Raw genomic sequence first — 23,285 nt, 5'->3', positions numbered from 1 at the left:
TGGTAGCATCTCAGGCGTGTCGGAGGAGCGCAAGCCGGATTTGCGGATCGTCGGCGGGCACCCGGTGCTCGACCTGGTCAACACCGTGACGCCACGGCGACCGGGCGGCCAGGAGCACCTCACGTCCCCGGCGGAGCTGCTCGCCTGGTCACAGCGGGTCGGCCTGGCCGACGCGGGCGAGGCCCGCGTCGTCAGCGCGGCCTGGCGAGCCAGGTCCGGGTCCGCCGGCCAGGCACTGCACGCGACACTCGATGTCCGGGAGTCGGTGTACGAAGTTCTCCGCGCGACCCTCGCGGATTCCAGCCCTGACAGCGCGGCGCTGGAGCACCTCACCCTCCGCTGGGCGGCCGCCGCCGCACGCTCCACATTGGTCGGGGCCGCGGATCACCCGGCGGCGGTGGTGGTCGGCACCGACCCGGCGTTCCTGTTGCCCGACCGGCTCGCGTTCGCGGCGGTGGAGTTGCTGCGCACCGTCGATCCGGGGCAGCTCAAGGAGTGTCCGGTGGACGAGGGCGGCTGCGGCTGGCTCTTCCTCGACCAGAGTCGAAACGGCTCGCGCCGCTGGTGCGCGATGGCCGACTGTGGCGCGCAGGCCAAGGCGCGCAAGCTCACCGCACGCCGGCGGGCAGTGCGCGCTTCCACCGTAAAGGCTTGAGGGGGTAGCCGGCTGGTGGCCCGACTAGCCGGGCGCAGGTCGGAGCCACCAGCCGGGGACCGTGGGGTGTGGTGCCCTCCCTTCCTTTACTCAGCCTGTGATGTCACCGGGAGCCAGACCCGCATCGAAGCCGGGCCCCGGTTTGCCCAAAGGTGGAAGTCGCCCAACCGGCCGGTCTCCTCCAGCCACCGGTGCACGTGCGGGGTCGTCGCCTCCGCGTTGCGCTCCTGGCGCTCACCCCAGAAGCCGCCGCGGAGCCGCACCGCGTCCACGCCCAGCGGGCGCGGCGCACCCGCCGACGGGAGCACCGGTCCGATCATGCCCAGCCACCACCGTCTATGTGAACGTGAACCTGGCAAACACCGGACATGCGGCCACCCTTTGATGGTCGGATAGGACCTGGCCGCCCGGTGGCCGAAAACCTTTTCGGCAATCTAGCGACGGCGCCATAAGGCTGTCAAGGGTGTCTTGGTGTACCCTCCGACGAAACGCCTCACGAAAGGATTTCGGTGGCCAGGCAGCGTTCTCGCCCCGTCACGCTGACCGACGTGGCTCGCCGCGCGGGCGTGTCGGTGGCCACCGCGTCGAAGGCGCTCAACGCCCGTGACGAGGTCGCCCCGGAGACCCGCCGCCGGGTCCTCCAGGCGGCCGACGAGCTCGCTTTCCAGCCCAACGTACTAGCTCGCGGGCTCCTCACGGGACGCACCCGCACGATCGGCCTGCTGACCGACGAGCTCGCCGGCCGGTTTTCCATCCCGATCCTGCTCGGCGTGGAAAACGCCCTGGCCAACGGCCAGATGTCCGTGCTGCTCTGCGACGCCCGCGGCGACGCGATCCGGCGCCAGCACTACATCCGCACACTGATCGCCCGCCAGGTCGACGGCTTCGTCGTGCTCGGCGACTCCAACGACCTGCGCCCGTCGCTCACCCGCCAGATCCCGGTCCCGGTCGTCTACGTGTACGGCGAGTCAGACGACGCCAACGACCTGTCCGTCCTGGCCGACGACGAGCACGGCGCCCGCCTCGCCACCGAGCACCTCGTGTCGCTGGGCCGCCGCACCATCGCGCACGTCACCGGCCCGGAGACGTACCGCGCCGCCCGCGACCGCGCGGCCACGGTGCGGAAGGTGTTGACCGACGCCGGCCTGCCGCTCGCCGGCGGCGACCCGCTCTACGGCGAGTGGTCGCAGCGCTGGGGCCGCCACGCCGCCCGCACGATCCTCACCGCGCATCCGGACGTCGACGCCATCTTCTGCGGCAACGACCAGATCGCGACCGGCGTGGCCAATACCGTTCGCGAGCTCGGCCGCCAGATCCCCGACGACATCTCCATCGTGGGATACGACAACTGGCACGAGTTCGCGTCCGACTGCCAGCCGCCGCTGACCACTGTGGACCTCAACCTCCAGCAGCTCGGCGAGACGGCCGTCAAGCACCTCTTCGCCGCCCTCGACGGCCAGCCCACCTCCGGCGTCATCCGCCAGCCCTGCCGCCTCGTCGTCCGCGACTCCACCGGTCCGCCCCCGCAGTAGCGCTCCCGCGGCCTCTACCCTGGCTTGTTGGACATTCCGGGGCGCGCGGGTGACGGGACCGGCACGGGTCCCCGGCACTACCTGGATTTCCGCCCGCACAGGATGGGGCCGGCCGCCGTCTATGACGCAGCGTCAGCAGGCTCGGCTGAGAACATCGAGATCTAGGATAGTTAGGGTTGATATGGCGCCCTAACTCTCCAAGATCTGGAATCTTGGATCGCGCGCCCGGCAGCGGTGTTTACTCAGAGCGACGAAGCCCTGTTCGACGACGGGCATATTGGACAAATACCGCTGGCCGCGCATCCGCGGGAGGCAAAGGGGCGAGCGTGACCAGCGGCGGATGGGTGAGGCCGCGGGAGCAGCGGTCCAGACCACGACGGACGTCGCGGTAGCCCACATCTGCTTTTGGGTTTGGATTCCTGTGCCCGGAGACCGAGCACGGCGTGCCGTGGGGCCGGTGCCCCTCCGCGCCGGCCCCACGGCTGTCACCTGGTAAGAGCGGCGCGCCGCGCGGCTCCGTTACTGCCCGGTCAGGAGAGCAGGTCACGGACGGCCTTCTCCGTGGGCGCGGACACCACCTGGCCGTCGTGGTAGAGGTCGATCACCCGCGGGTCGACGTAGGAGGCCTTGGCCACCGCGGGTGTGTTGCCCAGCAGCTCGGCCACCTCGCGCATCACCGCCGCCACCGTGCGCTTGCGCCGGGTCGCCGAGCCCTGCGGACCCTCGCCGGCCAGCTTCGCGGCGGCCAGCACCGTCGCGTGCCAGGTGCGGAAGTCCTTGGCGGTCATGTCGACCCCGCTCGCTTCGCGCAGGTACTCGTTGACCTCGTCGCTGCGCACGTCGTGCCAGCCGTTGCCCTTCCAGTAGGCGAACAGCCGCTCGCTGCCCTTGCGGCGGCGGCGCAGCGCCCGCAGCACCTCGCACACCCGCCCGTCGGTGACCTCGCAGGCCTGCTCGACGCCGCCCTTGGCCGGAAACTCCAGCACGATGCAGCCTTTGCGCCCGCGCACGTGCTCGGGGCGGAGCGTGGACACGCCGTAGGTCGGGTCCTCGCCGCCGGCGTACTCGTCGCCGCCGACCCGGAACGCGCCGAGGTCGAGCAGCGCGGCGATAGCCGCCAGCACCCGCTCCCGGGTCAGGCCCCGCCCGCCGAGGTCGGCGTTGATCCGGCGGCGCAGCGCGGGCAGCCGGGCCGCGACGTCGAGCACGTGTTCGTGTTTCGCCGCGTCCCGCGCGACCCTCCACTGTGGGTGGTAGAGGTACTGCTTGCGGCCGGCCGCGTCGACGCCGGTGGCCTGGATGTGCCCGCGCGGGTCCGGCGAGATCCACACGTCCTTCCAGGCGGGTGGTATCACGAGGTCACGCAGGCGCCGCACCGTTTCCGGATCGGTGATCTTCCGACCTTGTTCGTCCACAAAGGAGGTCCTGCGCCGGCCGTAGCCGGGCTTGGACACGTCGCTACGCCGCAGCCGCACACGTCACCTCGTCCACAGCGGCGAGCACCTCCTCGACTCCGATCGACGCCACGGTCGGCCCGCGCCAGAGTGCGCGGTGCTCGGGCCGGTCGGGCGGCGGGCCCCACAGGTCGGGCGTCATCGGCCCGAACATGACGACCGACGGGATCCGGTACGCGGTCGCCAGGTGGCCGACGCCGGTGTCGCCGCTCACCACAAGCCGCGCGTGCGCGACCACGCCGGCCAGCTCGGCCGGATCGGTGCCGCCGGCGAGCACCGCGTCGCCGGGGAGGTCGGCCAGGGCGGCCACGCACTCGGCGATCGGCCGCTCGGCGGCGGAGCCGGTGACCACCACCTCGTACCCCCGGCTGGCCAGGTCTCGTGCCACGGTGGCGAAGCGCTGCGGCGGCCAGCGGCGGGACGCGGCCTTGGCGCCGGGGTGCACGACCGCGACGCCCTCGCGCGGCGGCCGAGAGGGCACCGCCAGCGAGAGATCGGTGGGGTCGGTCGGAATGCCGTACCACTCCAGCATCCGGCACCAGCGCCGCACCTCGTGCTCGCTGTCGTTCCACTCCGGGCCGTCCACATGCTCCGCCTCCGGACACGCGAACGCCCACAGCCGCGCGGGCCGCGAGCGGCGCAGCAGCCGGTGTGACCGCGGCCCCTTGCCGTGGAGGTTGACCGCCAACGAGGCCTTCGGCAGCGTCCGCGGCTCCAGGCCGTCGCAGGGCACCACCGCGTCGATGCCGCCCACCAGCTCGACGAGCGGGCTGAGCCAGGTGGGCGCGGCGAGCGCGAGCGTCCGCTCCGGAAACGCCCGGCGCAGCGCGCGCAGTGCCGGCACACCCGTGGCGAGGTCGCCGATCCCCAACGCCCGCAGCACCAGGATCATGGGTAGGACGACTCCTGCTCCGCGCAGACCACGATCTCGCGTACCGCGGAGCCGGGCGGCTGGTTGAGCGCGAACATGACCGCGCCGGCGGTGTTGTCCGGGTCGTTGAGCTGCGCGTCCGGGCCGGGCTTGTACTGCTCGTCCCGCCCGTCGAAGAACGGCGTGCGCATGCCGCCCGGCACGAGCAGCGTCACGCCGACCGTGCCGGCGAGCTCGGCGGCGAGCGCGCGGGTGAAGCCCACGACCCCGAACTTCGCGGCACAGTACGCGGTCGCGTCGCTGACCGCCTTGAACCCGAGCGTCGAGGCCACGGTGACGACCGTGCCGTGCGCCCGCTCCAGGGCCGGCAGCGCCGCCCGCACGACGGCCGCGGTGGCGAGCAGGTCGATCGTGACGGTGCGCTCCCACACCTCCGCCGGCACGTCCGCCAGCCGGCCCGGCACGTCGACGCCGGCCGCGGTCACGACGGCGTCGAGCCGGCCGGCCTCGGCCGCGATCCGCCGCGTGGCGTCTTCGGCCGCGCGGGTGTCCGCGAGGTCACACTCCACCCAGGACGCGCCGTCGACCGGTGACACGGGTGCCTGCCGGTCCAGGATGTAGGGCTGCCAGCCCTCCTTCGCCGCGGCGGCGACCACCGAGGCGCCGAGCCCACTCGAGCCACCGGTCACGAGAACGACCTTCATCAGACTCCCTCCAGATGCCGAGCCGCCGCGATCATCCGCGTCGTCGAGCGGCCGTCCAGGTACGGCACGATCACGCACTCCCCACCCCACCGTTGAACGAGGTCGGCCTCCGGGAGTAACCCGCCGTCGCTGCCGTAGTCGCCGCCCTTGACCCACACGTCCGGGCGCAGCCAGGAGAGCACCGCGTCCGGTGTGGACTCGTCGAAGACCACGACCGCGTCGACGGCGGAGAGCGCGGCCAGCAGCCGGGCCCGGTCTTCCTGACGGACCATGGGCCGGTCCGGTCCCTTGAGGCCGGTGACGCTGCTGTCGGAGTTGAGGCAGACGACGAGGCAGTCGCCGAGCCGGCGGGCCGCCTCCAGCGTGGCGATGTGGCCGGCGTGCAGCAGGTCGAAGCAGCCGCCGGTGGCGACCACCCGCCCGCCGCGGGCGCGTACCGCAGCGACGAGCTCGCCCGCCGCCTCCCGGCCGATGCCCGCGGCGCCCACCTCCAGCTCGTCCGGGGCGAGCACCGCACGCACTCCCCCGCTCGCCACGTACGCGGTCGCCTCCCGCACCGCCGCCTGTACCGCCTCGGAGACCAGCGCGCCACCGGCGAGGGCGAGCGCGGCGGTCGTGGCGAAGCGGTCGCCGGCGCCGCAGGTGTCTCCGTCGACGCGCCCGGGGGTCGGCACGACCAGCGGCGTCGGGCCGTGGCAGAGCAGCGCGCCGTCGCCGCCCATCGTCACCGCGACCGCGCCGGTGCGCCAGCGCCCGCGCAGCTCCTGCCCGCCCCGCGCGGCGGCGGCGACCCGGTTGCCGCCGGCCTGGTCGCCGGTCAGGTGGCGGACCTCGGCCTCGTTCGGGGTGGCCAGCCGCACGCCCCGTACCGGCGCGGGCCCGCGCGGATGCGGATCCCACACGACCGGCGCGGTCGCCTCGGCGAGGGCCGCCCGCAGGGTGGGATGCCGGGCGACGCCGCGCCCGTAGTCGCTGACCAGGATCGCGTCCGCCTCCGCGATGGCCATCAGCGCGGCTTCGGTCGGCTCACCGTCCACTTCGGCGTCGCCCCGGTCCAGCCGCAGCAGCACCTGCCCGCGCGCGCTCAGCCGGATCTTCTCCGGGGTGCTGCCGGTCATGGGCAGGGGGTAGATACGGACGCCGGCCTCGGACAGCAGGGTGCTCAGCCGGGCCCCGCCCGCGTCGCCGGCGAGGCCGGTGACGAGCGCGACGTACTCGCCCCGCCGCGCGGCCAGCAGCGCCGCCAGCCCGGCACCGCCAGGACGGTCCGATGTGGACCGCTCGGCCAGCACGGGCACCGGCGCGTCCGGGCTGACCCGGTTGACCGCACCGTCGACGTCCCGGTCGAGCAGCGTGTCACCAACTATGACGATCACGAGAGTCCTCCCACCGGTACTGCGCGCCACGCGGGCGCCGGGAGTGACGGCAGCGCCAGGTCGACGTACTCGCAGAGCACGTGCACGGAGACAAGGTGCAGCTCCTGCACGACCTGCGCGTCGGGCGACGGCACCGCGAGCACGTCCGAGCAGAGCTCGGCGAGCGGGTTGGGCGTCGGCCCGGTCAGCCCGAGCACCCGGATGCCGAGCGAGTCGGCGGCCTCCGCGGCGGCCAGCAGGTTGGTGCTGCGCCCGCTGGTCGACAGCAGCAGCAGCGCGTCACCGGGCCGGCCGTGGGCGCGCACCTGCCGGGCGAAGACCTCGTCGTACCCGAAGTCGTTGCCGATGGCGGTGAGCGAGGACGTCTCCGCGGTCAGCGCGATCGCCGACAGCGCCGGCCGGTCGTCACGCAGCTTGCCCACGAGCTCGGCGGTGAGGTGCTGGGCCTCGGCGGCGCTCCCGCCGTTGCCAGCCACCAGCAGCCGCCCGCCGCCGACCAGCAGCCGGGCCAGCTCGTGTCCCCAGCGGGAGAGCTTTCGGGCCGCCTGGCGGTACGGCACGAGCGCCGTCGCCAGGCCCGCCAGGTGACTGTCCAACGCCGACACCTGACCGTCGCCCATCAGGCCACCGCCCCGGTCGGGCGGCGCACCCCGCTGACCGTCGCGTAGACAGCGCTCAGCTGCTCGGCCGCGCGCTTCCACGAGTAGCACTGGCGGGCCCGGTCGAGCGCCGCGGTGGCGTACGCGAACCGCCGCACCGGATCGCCGAGCACGCGGCGCAGCGCCATGCCCAGCGAACGCGGGTCGCGCGGCGGCACGAGGTCGCCGGTGAGCCCGTCCACGACGGTGTCGGTGAGGCCGCCGACGGCGGACGCGACCACGGGCACGCCGCAGGCCATCGCCTCGAGCGGCGTGAGCCCGAACGGCTCGTACCAGGGCGTGCTCGCCAGGATGTCGGCGGAGCGGTACCAGCGGGGCATCTCGTTCGCCGGCACGGCACCGACGAGCTTGACCCGGTCGGCGACCTTCGTGGACTCGGCGAGGCTGCGGAGCTTGCCGGCGAACGGGTCGGTGTCGAGGTTTCCGGCCGGCGGCCCACCCACGATGACGCACTCGGCGCCGGGCACGATCTTCAGCGCGCGGATGAGGTCGGCGAAGCCCTTGCGCTCCACGAACCGCCCGACCGTCAGGATCCGCGGCCGGTCCGGGTCGCGCGGCTCCGCGGGCCCGTCCGGTGAGAACTTCTCGCTGTCCACACCGGACGGTATGACCGCCATCCGGCTGCGCGGCACGCCCATGCGGACCAGCTCGCGCACCTCGTCCTGGCACTGCGCGACGACCCGGTCGACGGCGCGGCCGAGCGCCCGCTCGTAGCCGATGCGCCGTGGCGGGCTGGTGTCGGCCGCGCCCTGGTGCCGCTTCTTCACCGTGCCGAGCGCGTGGTACGTCTGCACGACCGGCACGCCGGTCTGGCGGCCCGCGGTGACGGCGGCCAGCCCGCTCATCCAGAAGTGGGCGTGCGCCACGGTCGGCGCCCAGTCGTCCCCGCGCCACTCGTCGACGAGCCAGCGGCTGAAGTCCTTCATGTGCGGCAGCAGCTCGTCCTTGGGGAGGGGCTCGGGCGGCCCGGCCGGCACGTGCGCGACCGTGACGCCTTCCCGCATCGGCACGAGCGCCGGCTGGTCCGGGGAGTCCCGGCGCGTGTACACGCGTATCTCGTGCCCCTCGGCGGCGAGCGCGGCGGCCAGCTCGGCGACGTGGGTGTTCTGCCCGCCGGCGTCGACGCCTCCGAGCGCGGCCAGCGGGCTGGCGTGTTCCGAGATCATCGCGATGCGCATGGTGAAACCTCCTCAAGCAGGCTGTCCCAGTCGGCCAGAAACCGGTCGAGGCCGTAACGCTCGTTCGCGACGGCTCGGGCGCGGGCGCCGAGCCGGCGCGCCTCCCCCGGCTCCTCCAGCAGCCAGCGGGCCGCCTCCACCAGGTCCTCCACACGGGTGGAGAGCACGCCCGCGTCGGGCGGCACCGCCCGGACCGCCTCGGTAGTGGCCAGCGCGACGACCGGCATGCCCATCGTCATCGCCTCGATCAGGCTCAACCCGAGCGAGGTCCACCGGCACAGGTGCAGGTACGCCCGGCGCCGGGCCAGCTCGGCGTGCATCCGCTCCTGTGGAAGGTCTTCGTGCGCGTCCACTCCGGACAGTCGATCGAGATCGGTGACGCCCATCCCGTACACGTCGAGCGGCGCCACGGCCGCGAAACGCGGAAACAGGTCGGTGCCGGTGACCCGGCCACGGCGCACCGGCTCGTTGGTGGCGACGGCGAGGCGGGACAGGTCACCGGAGTAGCGGGCGGCCGGCGGCACCACGCCGTGCTCGACGACCGCCGTACGCGTTCCGCCGGTATCCCAGAAGAGCTCGTTGAAGTGGGTGACGTGGACGACGAGGAGGTCGTCCCGGTCGGCCATGGGATGGCGGGAGTTGGGCACGTCGCCCTTGGGCGTGTTGTGCTCCACGTAGACCAGGGGCGGGCGGCGGCCGAGCCAGCGGTCCACCAGCTCCAGCTCCTCGGGGCGCTGCACCACCACGACGTCGACGTCCTCGGTGGCGAGGCGCTCCGGCGGCACCTCCTCGATCGTGTGGGGCCAGGCGTACGTGCGGGCGCGGCCGAGACCGTACGGCCCGCGGTCGGGGGTCACCGGCACGAGGTAGCGGTGCTTTCCGTGCACGAACGCGGTCGTCCACGACCCATGGACGTGCCAGAGCAGGATGTTCATGTCACACCCACTCGGCGCACCGCCTCCACCACGGCAAGCGGATCCACTGTGGACAGGCAGGGATGGCCGTCGACCGGGCAGACCGCGGCCCGGGTGTTCCGGCAGGGCGCGGTGGCGTCGCCGAGCCGTACCCACGGCACGCGGTACGGCCCCCACTGTCCAAACGGGACCGTCGGCGCGAAGAGGCTCACGACCGGTGTGCCGACCGCGGCGGCCAGGTGGGCGGGGCCGGTGTTGGCGACGACGAGGCAGGCGGCCCGCGCGATGACCGCGGCGAGCGCGCCGAGCGAGGTCTGGCCGCCGAGGTCTAGCGCGGCGGCGCCGGCCACGCGGGCGCTGAGCGGGCGCTCGTCCGGCCCGCCGGTGACCACCACGCGGTGGCCGGCGTCGGTGAGCGCGGTGACGATCGCGGCGTACCGCTCCGGCGGGCAGGAACGGGCGGGCACCGAGGCGCCGGGGTGCACGACGACATAGCCGGGCGCGAGGTCCGTGCCGCCTTCGGCCCCGCGCAGCCGCAGCTCCGGCACGTCGTCGGCGGGCAACGGAAAGCCGGCCGCGGCGGCGAGCGACAGCGCGCGCTCCGTCTCGGGGATGCCGAGCGGCACGCGGTGGCGAACGTCCAGAAGGGAGCCGGGGTAGTCGTCGCTGATCGCGAAGATCCGGCGCACGCCGGCCATCCGCAGCACCAGCGCCAGCGGCAGCGCCGACTGGTGGAACGAGGTGAAGAGCACCGCCTCCTCCGGCGCCGCCGCGGCGATCCGGTCCACCATGCCGTCCACTTCGGACCTGGCGAGCGGCTCCGGGCTCGGGTCGATCCAGGGCAGCCGCCACTCGATCAGCTCGTCGACACCGGGCAGCAGCTCGGCGGCGCGGCGGCCGCGCGGACCGCAGAGCATCACGACTCGCTCGGCGCCGGCCGCGACGGCCCGGATCGCCGGCCCGGTGACGAGCACGTCGCCGGCCGAGTCCGGGCGGGCCACGAGCACGGTGCCGTGGCGGGGCCGGGGCGTACCCGGCGGCACCAGGCGGGCCCGGCGGAGGATCTGGTGCACGGCCGCGGGCAGGTCGCCGGCCACGGTGGGCGCGGCGGCGACCTCCTCGACCCGGGTCACCGCCGTGGGCACCAGGATGCCGGCCGCACCCGCGGCACCGGCGGCCGCCATGTCGCGGCCGATGTCGCCGACGACTACACAGCGCTGGGGTGTGGTCCCCAGCGCCGCGGCGGCATCGATGACCATGCCGGGTTGTGGTTTGCGACACCGGCACCCGTCGCGCTCCCCGTGCGGACACACCTGCCAGGTGTCGAACGGGCCGAGCAGCTCCTCGACGCGCGCGTTGACCTTCGCCACATCCTCCGGCGCCAGCCGTCCCCGCGCGATCCCTGACTGGTTGGTCACCACACCGAGCTTGAAACCCGCGGCGCGAAGCCGATCCAGTGCCGCCCGCGCGCCGGGCATCGGGCGCACCAGGGCGGGATCCCCGTTGTACGGCACGTCCTCCACGAGCGTGCCGTCGCGGTCGAAGAGAACCGCGTCGAACAGGTGGCTTCGCACGTAGCGCTGGTTCCCGGGGAGGAGAGAAGTAAACATCAACAGAACCGCCCGCCGAGCGGGCGCGCGCCCCGCCACCGCCACCATCCGCGCAGCCAGTGGGCGGTCGCGAGCGGCGGGATGAAGAGACTGGTCAGGAGCGTCGTGCCGACCTCCCGGGGCGTCTTCGGACCGGGCCGGACTCGGGCCGCGGCGAACTCCGCCGTACCCGCGAGCCACACGGCCCCGGCGACCGGGCGCAGACGCGGCACCGCGACGGCCACGGCCAGCGCGGCGGTCACCACGGCGTGCCGGGGCCGCCGCCCGGGGAGCGCTTCCACGAGCGTTCGCCAACGCGGTCCGTACATGTGCCGCAACAGTGCGTCATCGGCGTTGCCGCGCTGCGCCCGCAGGCTCGCCCAGGGGCCTTCCGGTCGCACCGGATGGGTGACCCGCCGCGCGCCACGGACGAGTTGCCAGCCCGCGCGCCGCACCCGGTAGGCCAGCTCGGCGTCCTCCCGGTACGCGCGCGGGAAGCGCTCGTCGAAGCCGCCCGACTCGACCAGCGCGGCCCGCCGGTACGCCATGTCCGCGGTGATCCAGCGGGAATCCTCCAGGCCGGCGGTCGAGCGCTCCCAGTCGGTCGGCGGGCGGTCCGCCGGCAGCGGCACCCACACCCGGCCCTGCACGCCGCCCACTCGATCGGGCACCTCCAGGTCCGCGCGCAGCCGCGCGAACCAGTCCGGGTCGGGCACCACGTCGTCGTCGAGGAAGGCCACCCAGGGGAAGCGGGCGGCCCGCCACCCCGTGTTGCGCGCCGCGGCGGGTCCCCGGCCAGGTCCACTGAGGACCTTCGCGTACGGCACGTCCAGCGGGCCGGACTGGTCCTTGCGGTCGTCGACCACGAGGATCTCCGCGCCATCCTCTATGGAGGGTGCCAGGCGTTCGAGGAGCGCGGAGAGGCTCGGCCGGCCCAGGGTCGGCACCACGATCGAGATCAAACGAAGGCTCCCGTCCGGTGCACCGCGTACGGGCCGAGTGCCAGCAGGTCGACCGGCGCCGAGCCGAAGAGCTCCATCGCTTCGCGGGGCGTGTCCACCATCGGCCGCCCGGCCGTGTTGAGCGACGTGTTGACCACGACCGGCAGCCCGGTCAGCCGGTCGAACTCCGCCAGCATCTCCGCCACCAGCGGCTCGTCCGCACTGTCCACTGTCTGCACCCGAGCGGTGCCGTCGACGTGGACCACCGCCGGGATCCGCTCCCGCCACTGTGGCCGGACACTGTGGACGAACAGCATGTACGGGCTCGGCAACACTCCGTCGAACACCTCGGCCGCCCGCTCGGCCCGCACCATCGGCGCGATCGGGCGGAACTGCTCGCGCCCCTTCACGTCGTTCATGCGGCGGGTCGTGTCCTTGTCGCCGGGGTGGGCGAGCAGCGAGCGGTGGCCGAGCGCACGCGGCCCGTATTCGCTGCGACCCTGGAACCACGCCACGATGCCGTTGCCGGCGAGCACCCGCGCGGCCTCCGCGGCGATCGAGTCCGGCCGGCTGAAGGGCAGCCCGGCCCGCCGCAGCTCCGCCTCCAGCTCGCCGTCGCTCCAGCCACGGCCGAGCGCGGCCCCGGGCATGGCCTCCGGCCGCGGCCCACTCTCCCGTGCGAGGTGCAGCGCGGCACCGAGCGCGGTGCCGGCGTCACCCGCCGCCGGCTGCACCCACACGTGATCGAATGGCCCCTCGGCCGCGATCCGCGCGTTGGCGACGCAGTTGAGCGCGGTGCCGCCGGCCATCGCCAGCACGCGCGGCCCGCCGGCCGCGTCGAACGTCCAGCGGGCGAGGTCGAGCAGCACCTCCTCCAGCCGCGCCTGCACGCTGGCGGCGAGGTCGGCGTGCTCGGCCGCCATCTCCGCGCCGGCCGGGCGCACCTTCGCGAGCGTGTCCCACTCGATCGGCGCCACGGTGAAGCCACCGTCGCCGGTCGCGCGGACCAGCTCGCGCAGCAGCGGCAGGTGCTTGGGCTCGCCGTAGGACGCGAGCGCCATCACCTTGTACTCGTCGCTGGAGTGCGTGAAACCCAGGTGGCGGGTCAGATCCTCGTAGAGCAGGCCGAGCGAGTGCGGCAGCCGCTGCGTGTAGAGCGTGGTGAGGTGGCCGTCCCGGTACGCGCCGGCCAGATGGCTCGCCGCCTCACCCCGCCCGTCGAGCACGAGCACCGCGGCGTCGTCCCGGTGCGGCATGGCCAGCCCCGCCGAGGCGGCATGCGCGACGTGGTGCGGCACGAACCGCACCGCACCGGGGTCCAGCCCAGGCAGCGCGGTGGCGAGAAACTGGGGCGCACGCTGGGCATACTCCACCCGCAGCCAGTCCCACGGGTCGCTCTCGCCGACCACCTCGCCACAGAGCGCGGGGTCGAACGAGTACCCCACCGCGTCGAGGTCGCCCGGCTCCAGCCCGGCGGACTCGAGGCACCACGCGGCGGCCAGCTCCGGCAACTCCCAGGCGCTGAACGGCACGGGCCGCTTGCCATGCTTACGCCGACTGAACCGCTCCTCCTCGGCAGCCGCCACGACCCGCCCGTCCACGACAAGGGCAGCCGCCGGATCATGGAAGATCGCGTTGACACCTAGCACCCGCATGCCCGCAGAGATACCCCCGCATGCCTGGTCTAACCACGGTCACGGCGCGGCGGCCACCGCCTCGCTTTCCAGCGGCCGCGCCTGCTCCGCGAACGTCGCCGGCACCCGCCCGATCTCCACACCGCGAATCTAGACAGACCTTTTCGGAGTCGGGGTGTCGCGCCCTCGTGAAAGACATATTTGCCCACGTCCGCGTCAGCTGTAGACCGTATGCTCCCGCGGGCACCGCTCCCGGCCGGCGGCTCGCAGACCGAGCCGAAACCCCCGGCCGTCCACTGCCAGGCCCGCGGTGCAAGCCATCTCGGTACCTGTTGCCCCTGTGTCACGCCCATTTGGGCGAACGATCATGACACCGCCCACATGCTGAGCCACATCCGCGAACAGTGGGAAGGGTGGGCCGGCGCGGCCCGGCCACCCCTAAACCGCAGCCAGCGCGCGAAGCCAGGACCACCATCTGTGACGCGGCGTCAGCAGGCTCAGCCGAGAAACCTTGAGATCTAGGAGAGTTAGGGCTGGTATGGCGCCCTGACTCTCCTAGATCTCGAATCTTGGACCGCGCGCACGGCGACGGCGGTTACTCAGGGCGAGGGGTGACCGCGACAAAAGGGCGTGGGTGAGCGCCTGATCGGTGGCTGCACAGTTGCGGAAGGGCGAGGCGGGGTTAGGCGGCCCGGACGGTGATGTCGCCGACGTCGGCGGTGAGCTTGACGCGGTGGTCGGCGCCGGGGCGGTTGGGGAGGTCGATCGTGGTGTCGCCCATGTCGACGTCGACGTCGAAGCTGTAGGACGCGCCGGACGGCAGGTGGACGGTGGTGCTGCCGACGTCGTTGGTGGCGTCCAGGCTGGCCGGTGCCGTGCCGTACCGGAGGTCGACGTCGCCCACGTTGGTGCGGATCCGGGTCGTGCCGGCCAGGCCGGTGCCTTTGATCGTGCCGACGTCGGTGGTCACGTCGAGCGCGCCGGTGATGCCGGTGATCGTGACGGGCGCGGCGTCCACCTCGATGTTGAGGGCGACGCCGGCCGGTGCCTCTATGCGGTAGTTGGTCTCGCAGGTCTTGCGGATGCGGATCTGCGCGTCGCAGCCCTTGTCCACAAGGTAGAGCGTGCCGCCGTCGGTGCGGTGGCTGGTCTTCGGGGAGGTGCCGGTGTACTCGCGGCGCTCCGTCACCCGTACCCCGGTGTCGGTCGCCACGACCTCGACGGCGCCGGCCTGGCCGTTGAGCTGGATGGTCTTGATGTCGCCGCGCACGTCGTACGTCTCGGCGGTGCTGGACTTCTCGCCGTCGACAAGGCCGCAGCCGGCGGCGGCGAGGATGGCGGCTGTGGCGAGACCCAGAGTGGACAGTCTGGCAAGCATGCGCCGATCGTCCCGGCGTGTTGGCCTTAAACGAATCCGGCGCCGACCCTGACCTGGCCCGGAACCCGCTCCCCTACGGGCGGTCATGGCAATGTATCGATCGCGGAATTGAGCCGTGGGCGGGAAGACAGGATACTTGGTGTCCTACCACCCAGAGGAGCGCGATGACGGACCGACCGGACTGGGCACCCGCCGACGTCGATCACCACACCGCCACCGTGGCCAGGGCGTATGACTACCTGCTCGGCGGTTCGCACAACTTCGCCGCCGACCGGGCGCTGGCCCGCCAGCTGATATCCGTCTTTCCGGATGCCAAGGTGCAGGCGCGGATCAATCGGGCATTTCTCCACCGTGCCACGCGCTACGTGCTCGACCAGGGCATCCGCCAGTTCCTCGACATCGGCTCCGGCATCCCCACGGTCGGCAACGTGCACGAGATCGCACAGAAGGTGGACCCGGACGCGCGCGTGGCCTATGTGGACATCGACCCCATCGCGGTGGCGCACAGCCGCCAGATCCTGGCGGGCAACCCGCACGCGACCGCGATCCGAGAAGACCTGAGCCAGCCGCGGGCGATCCTGGAGCACCCGTCCGTGGCCGGCCTGCTCGACTTCGACGAGCCGGTGGCGCTGCTGCTCGTCGCCGTGCTGCACGCCGTCCGCGACGACCGCGACCCCTACGGCGCGTTGGCCCTGCTCAAGGAGCGGCTGGCGCCCGGGAGCTATCTGGTGATCGGCCACGGCACCCACGAGCGCCACCCCGACGAGTTCCGCGAGGCGGTCAAGGCCGTCGAGCACACGCCCACACCGCTGGCGATGCGCACCCACGCGGAGATCTTGCGGTTCTTCGACGGATTCGAGATGGTGGAGCCGGGTCTGGTCTGGACGCACGAGTGGCGCCCCGACTCCCCCGACGACACGCCGAGCAATCTCTCCGCACTCAACTACGGGGGTGTCGGACGCAAGCCATGACGCCCGTCGAGCGGTTCGCGCTGGCGTGGAGCAGGTCGGTCCACGACGCCAGCTACGTGCTCCTGCCCAGCGGCGAGCGGGACGCGTTCTTCCTCGACCTGACCGAGCGGATCGTGGCGGCGCTGACCGCCGAGCGGTTCGACCCGGCGGTCGGCTACCGGGTCGGCGTCGACCTGGCCAGCACCGAGGAGATCGCGCCGGAGGCGCTCGGGCGCACCATCACCGAGCTGTCCACCCGACTTCTCTCCACGCTCGACCTGTCCGGTGTGGTCAGCCGCGACCGGCTCACCGCCCTCGTCGAGGCGCTCGCGATGGGATACGCGACCGCGCTGCACGACTACACCCTCGACCGGCAGGAGGCCGTGCGCCGGGCCGACATCACCGCGCGCTCGGAGGCGGAGCTGGCCCTGCGCCGCAGCGAGGAGCGGCTGCGCCACGCCGCCCTCCACGACTCGCACACCGGCCTGCCCAACCGGGTCCAGCTCACCCAGTGGCTGGGCGAGCTGCGCACCGACCCGGCAGGGCCGACCCGCTTCGGCGTCTGCCTGATCGGCCTCGACCGCTTCCACTCGGTCAACAACAGCCTCGGATACGCCGCCGGCGACCGCCTCCTCACCGCCGTCGCGGAGCGGCTGGCCCACCTCCCCGACAGTGTCGCCTGCCACCTCGGCGGCGACGAGTTCGCGCTGCTGCTGCGGGGCACGTCCGAGCCGGAAGACGCCATCAAGTCCGCCGACCGCGCGTTGGCGGCGTTGCGCACGCCGTTCGAAGTGGACGGTCACGAGTTGCCGATGTCCGCCAGCGCGGGCGTCGTAGAGCAGGCCGTGTCCGACGGTGACCCGGTCGACGCGCTGCGTGCCGCCGCGATGGCGCTGCACTGGGCCAAGGTGGACGGTCGCGACCGGTGGCGGTTCTTCGACGAGCGGCGCAACGCGAGCGCGGTCGCCCGCTACCGGCTGTCCGCCGAGATGCCGGCCGCGCTCGCCCGCCGCGAGTTCGGGCTGGCCTACCAGCCGATGGTCGACCTCGCCACCGGCAAGGTGGTGGGCGTGGAGAGCCTGGCCCGGTGGGACCACCCGGAGCTTGGGCAGCTGGGCCCCGACCGGTTCATCACGCTCGCCGAAGACTCCGGCTTCATCCTGCCGCTCGGCATGCACCTGCTGGAGATGGCCTGCCGCCAGGCGGTGCGCTGGCACGGTGAGGACACCGAGCCACCTTTCGTGAGCGTCAACCTCGCCGCCCGGCAGCTGTGCCACCCGGGCCTCGCGGCCGAGGTCGCCGCCGTGCTCGACCGGGTCGGGCTGCCGCCACACCGGCTCCAGCTTGAGATCACCGAGCACGCGGCGATGACCGCCGAGGCCGAGGCGATCGACAACGTACGCGCGCTCGCCGGCATGGCGGTGCGGGTCGCGCTCGACGACTTCGGCACCGGCTACTGCGGACTGTCCTATCTGCGCAACCTGCCGGTGCACGCGATCAAGCTGGCCGGCACGTTCGTCGCCGGCCTCGACGGCAACGGCCCGGCCAGCCGCACCGACGAGGCGGTGCTGGCCGCGCTGATCCACCTCGGGCACACGCTGCGGCTCACCGTCACCGCCGAGGGCATCGAGTCGGAGCACCAGCGCTCGCGCCTGCTCGCGCTGGGCTGCGACGTCGGCCAGGGCTGGCTGCTGGGCCGCCCCACGACCGCCGACAAGCTCTTCACCTAGGCCTGTCCCGACATCCAGGCGACAGGCCTAGTACAGCGTGCGGTGCGCGGCCGCGATCAGGGCGTGGTAGGCGTCGCCGGTCAGGAAGCGGTCGCGGGCCAGGGCCGCGCGGGCCGCGTTGGCGCCCGGGCCGCCGTGCACGCCCGCGCCCGGGTGCGCCGACGAGCTGGCGAGGTAGAGCCGGTCGATGGGTGTGTCGGCCCGGCCGAGCCCCGGGATCGGGCGCAGGAAGAGCTGCTGGTAGGCCGCCGCGGTGCCGCCGCCCAGCGCGCCGCCGACCAGGCTCGGGTTTTCCCGCTCCAGGTCGCCCGGACCGGCCACGTGGCGCCCGACCACCAGCCGGCCGAAGCCCGGTGCCTGCTCCTCCAGCACGCTCTCCATCCGCTGTACGTGCGCCATCACCTCGCCCGCCGCCCACTCGCGCCGGAACGGCAGGTGGGTGTAGGACCACAGCGACTCGGTGCCGGCCGGCGAGCGGGCCGGGTCGGCGGTCGTCATCTGTCCAACCAGGAGGAACGGGTGGCTGGGCACCTCGCCGGTCGCGAGCGCGGCCGCGTAGCGGGTCAGCCCGTCGAGGTCGGCGCCGAGGTGGACGGTGCCGGCGCCGGCCGCGGCCGGATTCTTCCACGGCATCGGGGCGGAAAGCGCCCAGTCCACCTTGACCGTCGAGCCGTCCCACTGGAAGTGCGCGAGGTCCTCGACCAGGCGGGGCGGCAGTCGCGCCGCGCCGACGAGGTGTAGGTAGAGCGCGGGTGCGGGCACGTCGGCGAGCACCGCGCGGCGGGCCCGCCACCGCCGGCCGTCCACGGTGGACACACCCAGCGCGCGGCCCCGTGCGGTCAGCACCCGGTCGGCGCGGGCCGTGTACTCGACGCGCCCGCCGCGATCCCGCAGCCGCGCCACGAGCGCCTCGGTGATGCGCCGCGCGCCGCCCTCCGGCACCGGCCAGCCGTGCTCCTGGCCCAGCATCGCCAGCAGCCAGCCGTAGACGCCGCTGCCCACGTCCTCAGTGGACAGGTCGGTGTGCAACGCGCAGCCGGCCATCAGCAGCTGGGCGCCCTCGCCGCGAAACAACTCCCGGCCCAGTTTGCGGCTGGGCAGGATCAGCCGGCGGGCCAGACGCAACGCCCCGGTCGGCCGTAGCCGGGCGAGCAGCGCCGCGCCGCCGCGTACCGGCGGGAAGGGCGTGAAGAGGGTGTCGAGCATCGGCGCGGAGACCGAGCGCCACTCGGCGTACGCGTCGAGCCAGCGCTCGCCGTCACCGGCGGCGAACTCCTCGACCGAGGCCGCGGTCGTCTCGGGCCGGCGGTTGAGCGTGGCCGCGCGCCCGTCGGGCAGCAGGTGGGCGAGCACGTCCGGCGCGTGCCGCCAGGAGAGGCCGAGGTCGAGCGCGCGCATCACCGGCGACGCGTACCCCAGCGGGTAGAACGAGCTGTAGAGGTCGCTCAGGTAGCCGGGCGCGGTGACCTCGGCCGACTTGATCGCCCCGCCGGGCTCCGCGGTGGCCTCCAGCACCACCACGTCCCACCCGGCGTCGGCCAGCAGGTTGGCGGCGACGAGGCCGTTGTGCCCCGCGCCGACGACGACGGCGTCGGTGTTGGTCACGTCAGGTGCGTCCACACCTGCAAACTACCGCTGGCGGGCCTTGGCGGTGCTGCGGTTGTTGGCCTTCTCGATCGCCTCGACGAGCTCCGCCTTGTTCATCTTGGAACGGCCGGAGACGTCGAGCTTGCGCGCGATCTCCATGAGGTGCTGCTTGGAGGCGTTGGCGTCGACGCCACCGGCGGTTTCCGCGGGCCGGTCGCCGTACGAGCGGGCGGCCTGCGCGTCGCTCGGGCCCTTGCGCTCCTTCGGCTCCCAGTGGTCGCCGACCTTCTCGAACGAGTGCTTCAGCGCGGCGAAGGCGGTCCGGTGCGACCGCTCACCCTCGCCGTACGTCTCGACCGCCGAGTCGTGTGTCTCCGCCCAGGTGTCCTGCGCCTTCTTCGGGGAGCGCCGGATCGTGCTGGGCATGTCCTCGCGTCCGGGCATGGTCTTCTCCTCTCCGGAGCGTCTGAAATCCCCTACCCGACGGTCGCGGGCACAAACGTTTGCCCACGTCACACCTCGGGTAGAGGCGGGCATGGCGTCAACTGCGGCACCGACGGGCACGGCGCGTCGCCGGAGGCTTTCCCGGACCTCGTTCGCGACCTGGCGGGGCGTGCTCGTCCGCGCCGGACGCGAGTTCATGGACGACAACTGCACCGACTGGGCGGCCGCGCTGACGTACTACGGCGTGCTCTCCCTCTTCCCCGCGATGATCGTGATCGTCGCGCTGGTCGGGCTGGTCTCCGAGGGCGAGCGCACGGTCGACACGATCGTCGACATCGCCACCGACCTGGGCGCCGGCTCGATCGTCAAGAACCCAGGCGTCGTGGACCAGATCCGCGACGTGACCGACCAGGGCTCGGCGAGCGTGCTGCTCAGCTTCGGCCTCCTGGGCGCGCTCTGGTCCGCCTCCGGGTACATCGGCGCGTTCACCCGCGCCTCGAACGCGATCTACGAAGTCGAGGAGAGCCGCAAGTTCTACAAGCTGCGCCCGATCCAGCTGCTCATCACCGCCGTCGCGCTGGTACTGCTCGCGCTGGTCGCGCTGATGCTGATCGTGAGCGGATCGGTCACCGACGCGATCGGCAACGCGCTGGGCGTCGGCGACGGCGCGCGGATGACCTGGTCCGTGCTGAAGTGGCCGGTGCTCGTCCTCATCGTGATGCTGCTACTCGGCCTGATGTTCTGGATCGCGCCGGACGTCGAGCAGCCGCGCTTCCGATGGATCACGATCGGCGGCGCGGTGACGATCGTGGTGTGGGCGATCGCGTCGTTCGGCTTCGGGCTCTACGTGGCCAACTTCAGCTCCTATCAGGGCACCTACGGCACGCTGGCCGGCGTGATCGCGTTCCTGGTCTGGCTGTACCTGTCGAACTGCGCGGTCCTGCTCGGCGTCGAGATCAACGCCGAGGCGCGGCGGGTGGCCATGCCCGAGGCGGAGGAGTTTGCCTCCCGCGAGCCGGGGTAGGACCCAGGACATGGATCGGGGCAGCAGCAAGCACGGCCCGCGCTTGGACGACGAAATGGCCCGCGAGGTGCGGGGCACCGTCCAGGGCATGGCCGGATCGCGGGTCGAGGAATGGCGCGAGCCGGAACCGGCCGGCGAGGACCAGCCCGAGGCTACCGAAGTGCCGGCTGGAGAGAGCCGGGCCGGAGTCCCGCAGGGCATGACCAACGAGGAGGTGGAGCGGCGCAGTGAGCTGGGTCGGTACCTCGACCTGTCCGCGCTGCCCGCCGACCGCGAAGCCCTGCGGCGTACGGCCGAGAAGAACAACGCGCCCGACGACGTACTGGACGAGCTGGGCCGCCTGCCGGCGGACCGCACGTTCGGGACGGTGTCCGAGGTGTGGGCCGTACTTGGGCACGCGAACGAAACGAAAAGGTGGTAGGAGGACCCCCAATGGGTGGTGTAACCGAATCGGTGGACGTGGCTGTACCAGTGCGGACCGCCTACAACCAATGGACCCAGTTCGAAGAGTTCCCCCGCTTCATGGAAGGCGTCCAGGAGGTCCGGCAGCTGTCGGACACCATGACCCACTGGAAGACGGAGATCGCCGGCGTCAAACGCGAGTTCGACGCCCGGATCACCGAGCAGATCCCTGACGAGCGGGTGGCCTGGACCTCGACCGAGGGCACCAGGCAGGCCGGTGTGGTGACGTTCCACCGGCTCGACGACACCCACAGCCGCGTGACGGCACAGGTGGAGTTCGAGCCGGATGGCGCGGTGGAGAAGGCGGCCGACAAGCTCGGCGCCGTGACCCACCGGGTCAAGGGCGACCTCAAGCGGTTCAAGGAGTTCATCGAAAACCGCGGCCAGGAGACAGGCGCCTGGCGCGGCGAGGTCTAGGAAACCATTTGAAGGGGTCACGGAGGCTTCCGCCTCCGTGACCCCGAACGCGAACGCTCCAGCCGTCCGTGGCGAAAAGTGGCCCCTGGAGGGGCCAGAATTCGCCACGCACACGCGGGAGCTCTCTAAGTCTGGACGGCCGGGGTTTCGATCGTGCTGTCGCCGGCGCGGCGGCGGGACGACGCGGCGTAGAGGAGCATGAGCAGCAGGCTCATCACGACCAGGGACGGGCCGAGTGCCTCCACGTCGACGCGGCTGATCAGGATGCCGACGAGGCCGGGCAGGAGCGCGCCGCCGAGGGCCGACGCGCCGAGTTGCACGCCGATCGTGCGGTCCGCGTGTGCCTCGCCGACCCGGTCGGCCGTCATCAGGGTCATCAGCGGAAATACCGGTGCCGCCGAGAAGCCGATGATGCCCAGCCCCAGCGCCGCCACCCAGCCGGGCGCGGGCAGCGCGACGAGCACCGCGCCGCCCGCCATGCCCGCGAGGCTGGCCCACAGCACCTGGCCGCTGCCGACCCGCTCGGCGACGATGCCCTGCACCACGCGGCCGAGGAAGAGGCAGGCCCAGTAGCCGGAGACGCAGACGCCGGCCACCGCGTCGCTGATCCCGCGTCCTTCGGTCAGCAGCGTGTACGCCCACAGGCCGGCCGCCACCTCCACCGCGACGTACACGCCGAACGCGAGCGCGCCGAGCCACACGGCCGGGATCACGAGCGTGGCGCGGATCGGCACGGCGGGAGGCGCGGGCAGGTCGCCGTTCGCCGGGCGGTGCACGGCCCAGCGGTTCACCGTCACCACGAACGCGCCCGCCAGCAACGCCTGTGCGCCGGCGACCACCCCGTACCCCCATCGCCAGGACAGGCCCGCGGAGAGTGCGGTGGTCATGATCAAAGGGCCGATGGCGACGCCGAGGCCGAAGAACGCGTGCAGCCAGTTCATGTGGCGGGGGCCGAAGGCCGCCGCGGCGTAGGCGTTGAGGCCGGAGTCGATCGCGCCGCCACCGAGGCCGAGCACGAGCGCGAACGCCACCATCACGGCGAGCACCGGCGAGGCCGCGTACGCCGCGAGGCTGATCGCGCAGAGCGCCGTACTGCCGGCGAGCAGCCGCCCGACGCCCAGCCGCGCGATCGTGAAACCGGCCGCCACGCTGGATGTCAGGTAGCCCACCGTGCCCACGGTCAACAGCAGACCCACGGTCTCGCGGGGTACGCCGAACTCCTCGCTGATCGACGGCCAGCCCACGCCGAGCAGGCCGTCGGGCAGGCCGAGGCTGATGAACGCGAAGTAGGCCAGGAGGAGCATGCCCCCGCGGGTACGAGTCACAAGAAGCGATCTTAGGTCGGCGCGGACTCCCGGCGGATCTTGGACGAGCCGGTGCCCACCGACCAGTCCACTTCAGCCACCTTGCGCGCGGCCGACGCACGGGCGTCCAAACCGGACGCACACGGCAACATCAGCCGAACGACCGACGGGCGATCGGGGCACATCGAGCAAAACTGTCCGGATGCGTCGTGCCCCCCAAGCCACCGGCTTCCTCAACCCGCGCCAGCGCCGCCTCGCCTGGCTGGGCTTCATCCTGCTCGCCTGCCAGGCGCCCATTTCCGCGAAGATCCTGCCGGACGACTCGTGGTTGTTCAGCATCGTGGTCGCCCTCATGGTGGCGACGGTCATCATGGCCGATGACACGATGCGACGGCGTCCTGCCACAGAGTAATCACGCACGGGGTGACGTCCGTCTCAACCCCGCGCGCGACCGTAAGATTCAGCCGACCAGACGAGGCTGG

General features: G+C 72.8%; 23 protein-coding genes. 8 read left to right on the top strand and 15 right to left on the bottom strand.

Going from position 1 to position 23,285, the window contains the following annotated elements; translation table 11 throughout:
* Positions 1-16 precede the first annotated feature (16 nt).
* Positions 17-655 (top strand): CGNR zinc finger domain-containing protein, encoded by a 639-nt coding sequence (locus AC5L36_RS19740; protein ID WP_441218156.1) that lies wholly within the window; start codon positions 17-19, stop codon positions 653-655.
* Positions 656-741: 86 nt separating this feature from the next.
* Here AC5L36_RS19740 and AC5L36_RS19735 read toward each other — a convergent pair whose 3' ends face one another.
* Entirely contained in the window at positions 742-975 is a 234-nt protein-coding gene (locus tag AC5L36_RS19735; RefSeq protein ID WP_441218154.1) for a hypothetical protein, read from the bottom strand.
* 189 nt (positions 976-1,164) lie between these two features.
* Between AC5L36_RS19735 and AC5L36_RS19730 the strand changes: the two genes are divergently transcribed.
* Positions 1,165-2,187 (top strand): LacI family DNA-binding transcriptional regulator, encoded by a 1,023-nt coding sequence (locus AC5L36_RS19730; protein WP_441218152.1) that lies wholly within the window; start codon positions 1,165-1,167, stop codon positions 2,185-2,187.
* A gap of 530 nt (positions 2,188-2,717) precedes the next feature.
* Here the strand turns inward: AC5L36_RS19730 and AC5L36_RS19725 are convergent.
* From AC5L36_RS19725 to AC5L36_RS19675, 11 genes are all read right to left on the bottom strand, one after another.
* Complete coding sequence (locus AC5L36_RS19725) at positions 2,718-3,662, bottom strand: DNA topoisomerase IB (RefSeq protein WP_441218150.1); 945 nt, start codon at positions 3,660-3,662, stop codon at positions 2,718-2,720.
* Positions 3,646-4,533, bottom strand: coding sequence for a glycosyltransferase family 9 protein (locus AC5L36_RS19720; protein WP_441218148.1), 888 nt, complete (start codon positions 4,531-4,533; stop codon positions 3,646-3,648). Before AC5L36_RS19720 ends, AC5L36_RS19725 begins: the two co-directional genes overlap by 17 nt.
* Complete coding sequence (locus AC5L36_RS19715) at positions 4,530-5,216, bottom strand: SDR family oxidoreductase (RefSeq protein ID WP_441218146.1); 687 nt, start codon at positions 5,214-5,216, stop codon at positions 4,530-4,532. Before AC5L36_RS19715 ends, AC5L36_RS19720 begins: the two co-directional genes overlap by 4 nt.
* Positions 5,216-6,589, bottom strand: a complete 1,374-nt coding sequence (locus AC5L36_RS19710) for a PfkB family carbohydrate kinase (RefSeq protein ID WP_441218245.1) — start codon at positions 6,587-6,589, stop codon at positions 5,216-5,218. The genes AC5L36_RS19715 and AC5L36_RS19710 overlap by 1 nt, the downstream gene beginning before the upstream one ends.
* On the bottom strand, positions 6,589-7,212 hold the full coding sequence (locus AC5L36_RS19705; RefSeq protein WP_441218144.1) for a D-sedoheptulose-7-phosphate isomerase: 624 nt from the start codon (positions 7,210-7,212) through the stop codon (positions 6,589-6,591). Before AC5L36_RS19705 ends, AC5L36_RS19710 begins: the two co-directional genes overlap by 1 nt.
* Positions 7,212-8,429, bottom strand: coding sequence for a glycosyltransferase (locus tag AC5L36_RS19700; protein ID WP_441218142.1), 1,218 nt, complete (start codon positions 8,427-8,429; stop codon positions 7,212-7,214). The genes AC5L36_RS19705 and AC5L36_RS19700 overlap by 1 nt, the downstream gene beginning before the upstream one ends.
* Positions 8,414-9,364 carry a glycosyltransferase gene (locus tag AC5L36_RS19695; RefSeq protein WP_441218140.1) on the bottom strand — a complete coding sequence of 317 codons (951 nt, stop codon included), beginning with the start codon at positions 9,362-9,364 and terminating at the stop codon, positions 8,414-8,416. Before AC5L36_RS19695 ends, AC5L36_RS19700 begins: the two co-directional genes overlap by 16 nt.
* Complete coding sequence (locus tag AC5L36_RS19690) at positions 9,361-10,953, bottom strand: HAD-IIIA family hydrolase (RefSeq protein ID WP_441218138.1); 1,593 nt, start codon at positions 10,951-10,953, stop codon at positions 9,361-9,363. Before AC5L36_RS19690 ends, AC5L36_RS19695 begins: the two co-directional genes overlap by 4 nt.
* Positions 10,953-11,894 carry a glycosyltransferase family 2 protein gene (locus tag AC5L36_RS19685; RefSeq protein ID WP_494908568.1) on the bottom strand — a complete coding sequence of 314 codons (942 nt, stop codon included), beginning with the start codon at positions 11,892-11,894 and terminating at the stop codon, positions 10,953-10,955. The genes AC5L36_RS19690 and AC5L36_RS19685 overlap by 1 nt, the downstream gene beginning before the upstream one ends.
* Entirely contained in the window at positions 11,891-13,528 is a 1,638-nt protein-coding gene (locus AC5L36_RS19680) for a carbamoyltransferase family protein (RefSeq protein ID WP_441218134.1), read from the bottom strand. The genes AC5L36_RS19685 and AC5L36_RS19680 overlap by 4 nt, the downstream gene beginning before the upstream one ends.
* Before the next feature lie 661 nt (positions 13,529-14,189).
* Complete coding sequence (locus tag AC5L36_RS19675) at positions 14,190-14,885, bottom strand: DUF4097 family beta strand repeat-containing protein (RefSeq protein WP_441218132.1); 696 nt, start codon at positions 14,883-14,885, stop codon at positions 14,190-14,192.
* 164 nt (positions 14,886-15,049) lie between these two features.
* Here AC5L36_RS19675 and AC5L36_RS19670 point away from each other — a divergent pair, with 164 nt between their 5' ends.
* Complete coding sequence (locus tag AC5L36_RS19670) at positions 15,050-15,856, top strand: SAM-dependent methyltransferase (protein ID WP_441218130.1); 807 nt, start codon at positions 15,050-15,052, stop codon at positions 15,854-15,856.
* Complete coding sequence (locus tag AC5L36_RS19665; RefSeq protein WP_441218128.1) at positions 15,853-17,565, top strand: putative bifunctional diguanylate cyclase/phosphodiesterase; 1,713 nt, start codon at positions 15,853-15,855, stop codon at positions 17,563-17,565. The genes AC5L36_RS19670 and AC5L36_RS19665 overlap by 4 nt, the downstream gene beginning before the upstream one ends.
* Positions 17,566-17,592: 27 nt before the next feature.
* On the opposite strand, the gene AC5L36_RS19660 is transcribed toward AC5L36_RS19665, so the two are convergent.
* Together AC5L36_RS19660 and AC5L36_RS19655 are read right to left on the bottom strand one after the other, a co-directional pair.
* Complete coding sequence (locus AC5L36_RS19660; protein WP_441218244.1) at positions 17,593-19,170, bottom strand: phytoene desaturase family protein; 1,578 nt, start codon at positions 19,168-19,170, stop codon at positions 17,593-17,595.
* 24 nt (positions 19,171-19,194) lie between these two features.
* Positions 19,195-19,596, bottom strand: coding sequence for a ChaB family protein (locus AC5L36_RS19655; protein WP_441218126.1), 402 nt, complete (start codon positions 19,594-19,596; stop codon positions 19,195-19,197).
* Between the two features lie 91 nt (positions 19,597-19,687).
* Here AC5L36_RS19655 and AC5L36_RS19650 point away from each other — a divergent pair, with 91 nt between their 5' ends.
* The 3 genes from AC5L36_RS19650 to AC5L36_RS19640 are packed head-to-tail and all read left to right on the top strand — an operon-like array spanning position 19,688 to position 21,499.
* Positions 19,688-20,620 carry a YihY/virulence factor BrkB family protein gene (locus AC5L36_RS19650; RefSeq protein WP_441218124.1) on the top strand — a complete coding sequence of 311 codons (933 nt, stop codon included), beginning with the start codon at positions 19,688-19,690 and terminating at the stop codon, positions 20,618-20,620.
* A gap of 10 nt (positions 20,621-20,630) precedes the next feature.
* Positions 20,631-21,041 carry a DUF2795 domain-containing protein gene (locus AC5L36_RS19645; RefSeq protein WP_441218122.1) on the top strand — a complete coding sequence of 137 codons (411 nt, stop codon included), beginning with the start codon at positions 20,631-20,633 and terminating at the stop codon, positions 21,039-21,041.
* An 11-nt stretch (positions 21,042-21,052) separates the two neighbouring features.
* Positions 21,053-21,499: an SRPBCC family protein gene (locus AC5L36_RS19640; RefSeq protein ID WP_441218120.1), complete on the top strand. Its 447-nt coding sequence runs from the start codon at positions 21,053-21,055 to the stop codon at positions 21,497-21,499.
* A 125-nt stretch (positions 21,500-21,624) separates the two neighbouring features.
* Here the strand turns inward: AC5L36_RS19640 and AC5L36_RS19635 are convergent, their stop codons facing one another.
* Positions 21,625-22,803 (bottom strand): MFS transporter, encoded by a 1,179-nt coding sequence (locus tag AC5L36_RS19635; RefSeq protein WP_494908563.1) that lies wholly within the window; start codon positions 22,801-22,803, stop codon positions 21,625-21,627.
* Positions 22,804-23,005: 202 nt separating this feature from the next.
* Here AC5L36_RS19635 and AC5L36_RS19630 point away from each other — a divergent pair, with 202 nt between their 5' ends.
* Complete coding sequence (locus tag AC5L36_RS19630; protein ID WP_441218116.1) at positions 23,006-23,215, top strand: hypothetical protein; 210 nt, start codon at positions 23,006-23,008, stop codon at positions 23,213-23,215.
* The last annotated feature ends 70 nt before the right edge of the window (positions 23,216-23,285 follow it).

This window comes from Phytohabitans sp. LZ39, assembly GCF_059359075.1.
The sequence above is the reverse complement of the archived record's forward strand: the minus strand, read 5'-3'. Positions and strand labels throughout refer to the sequence as shown.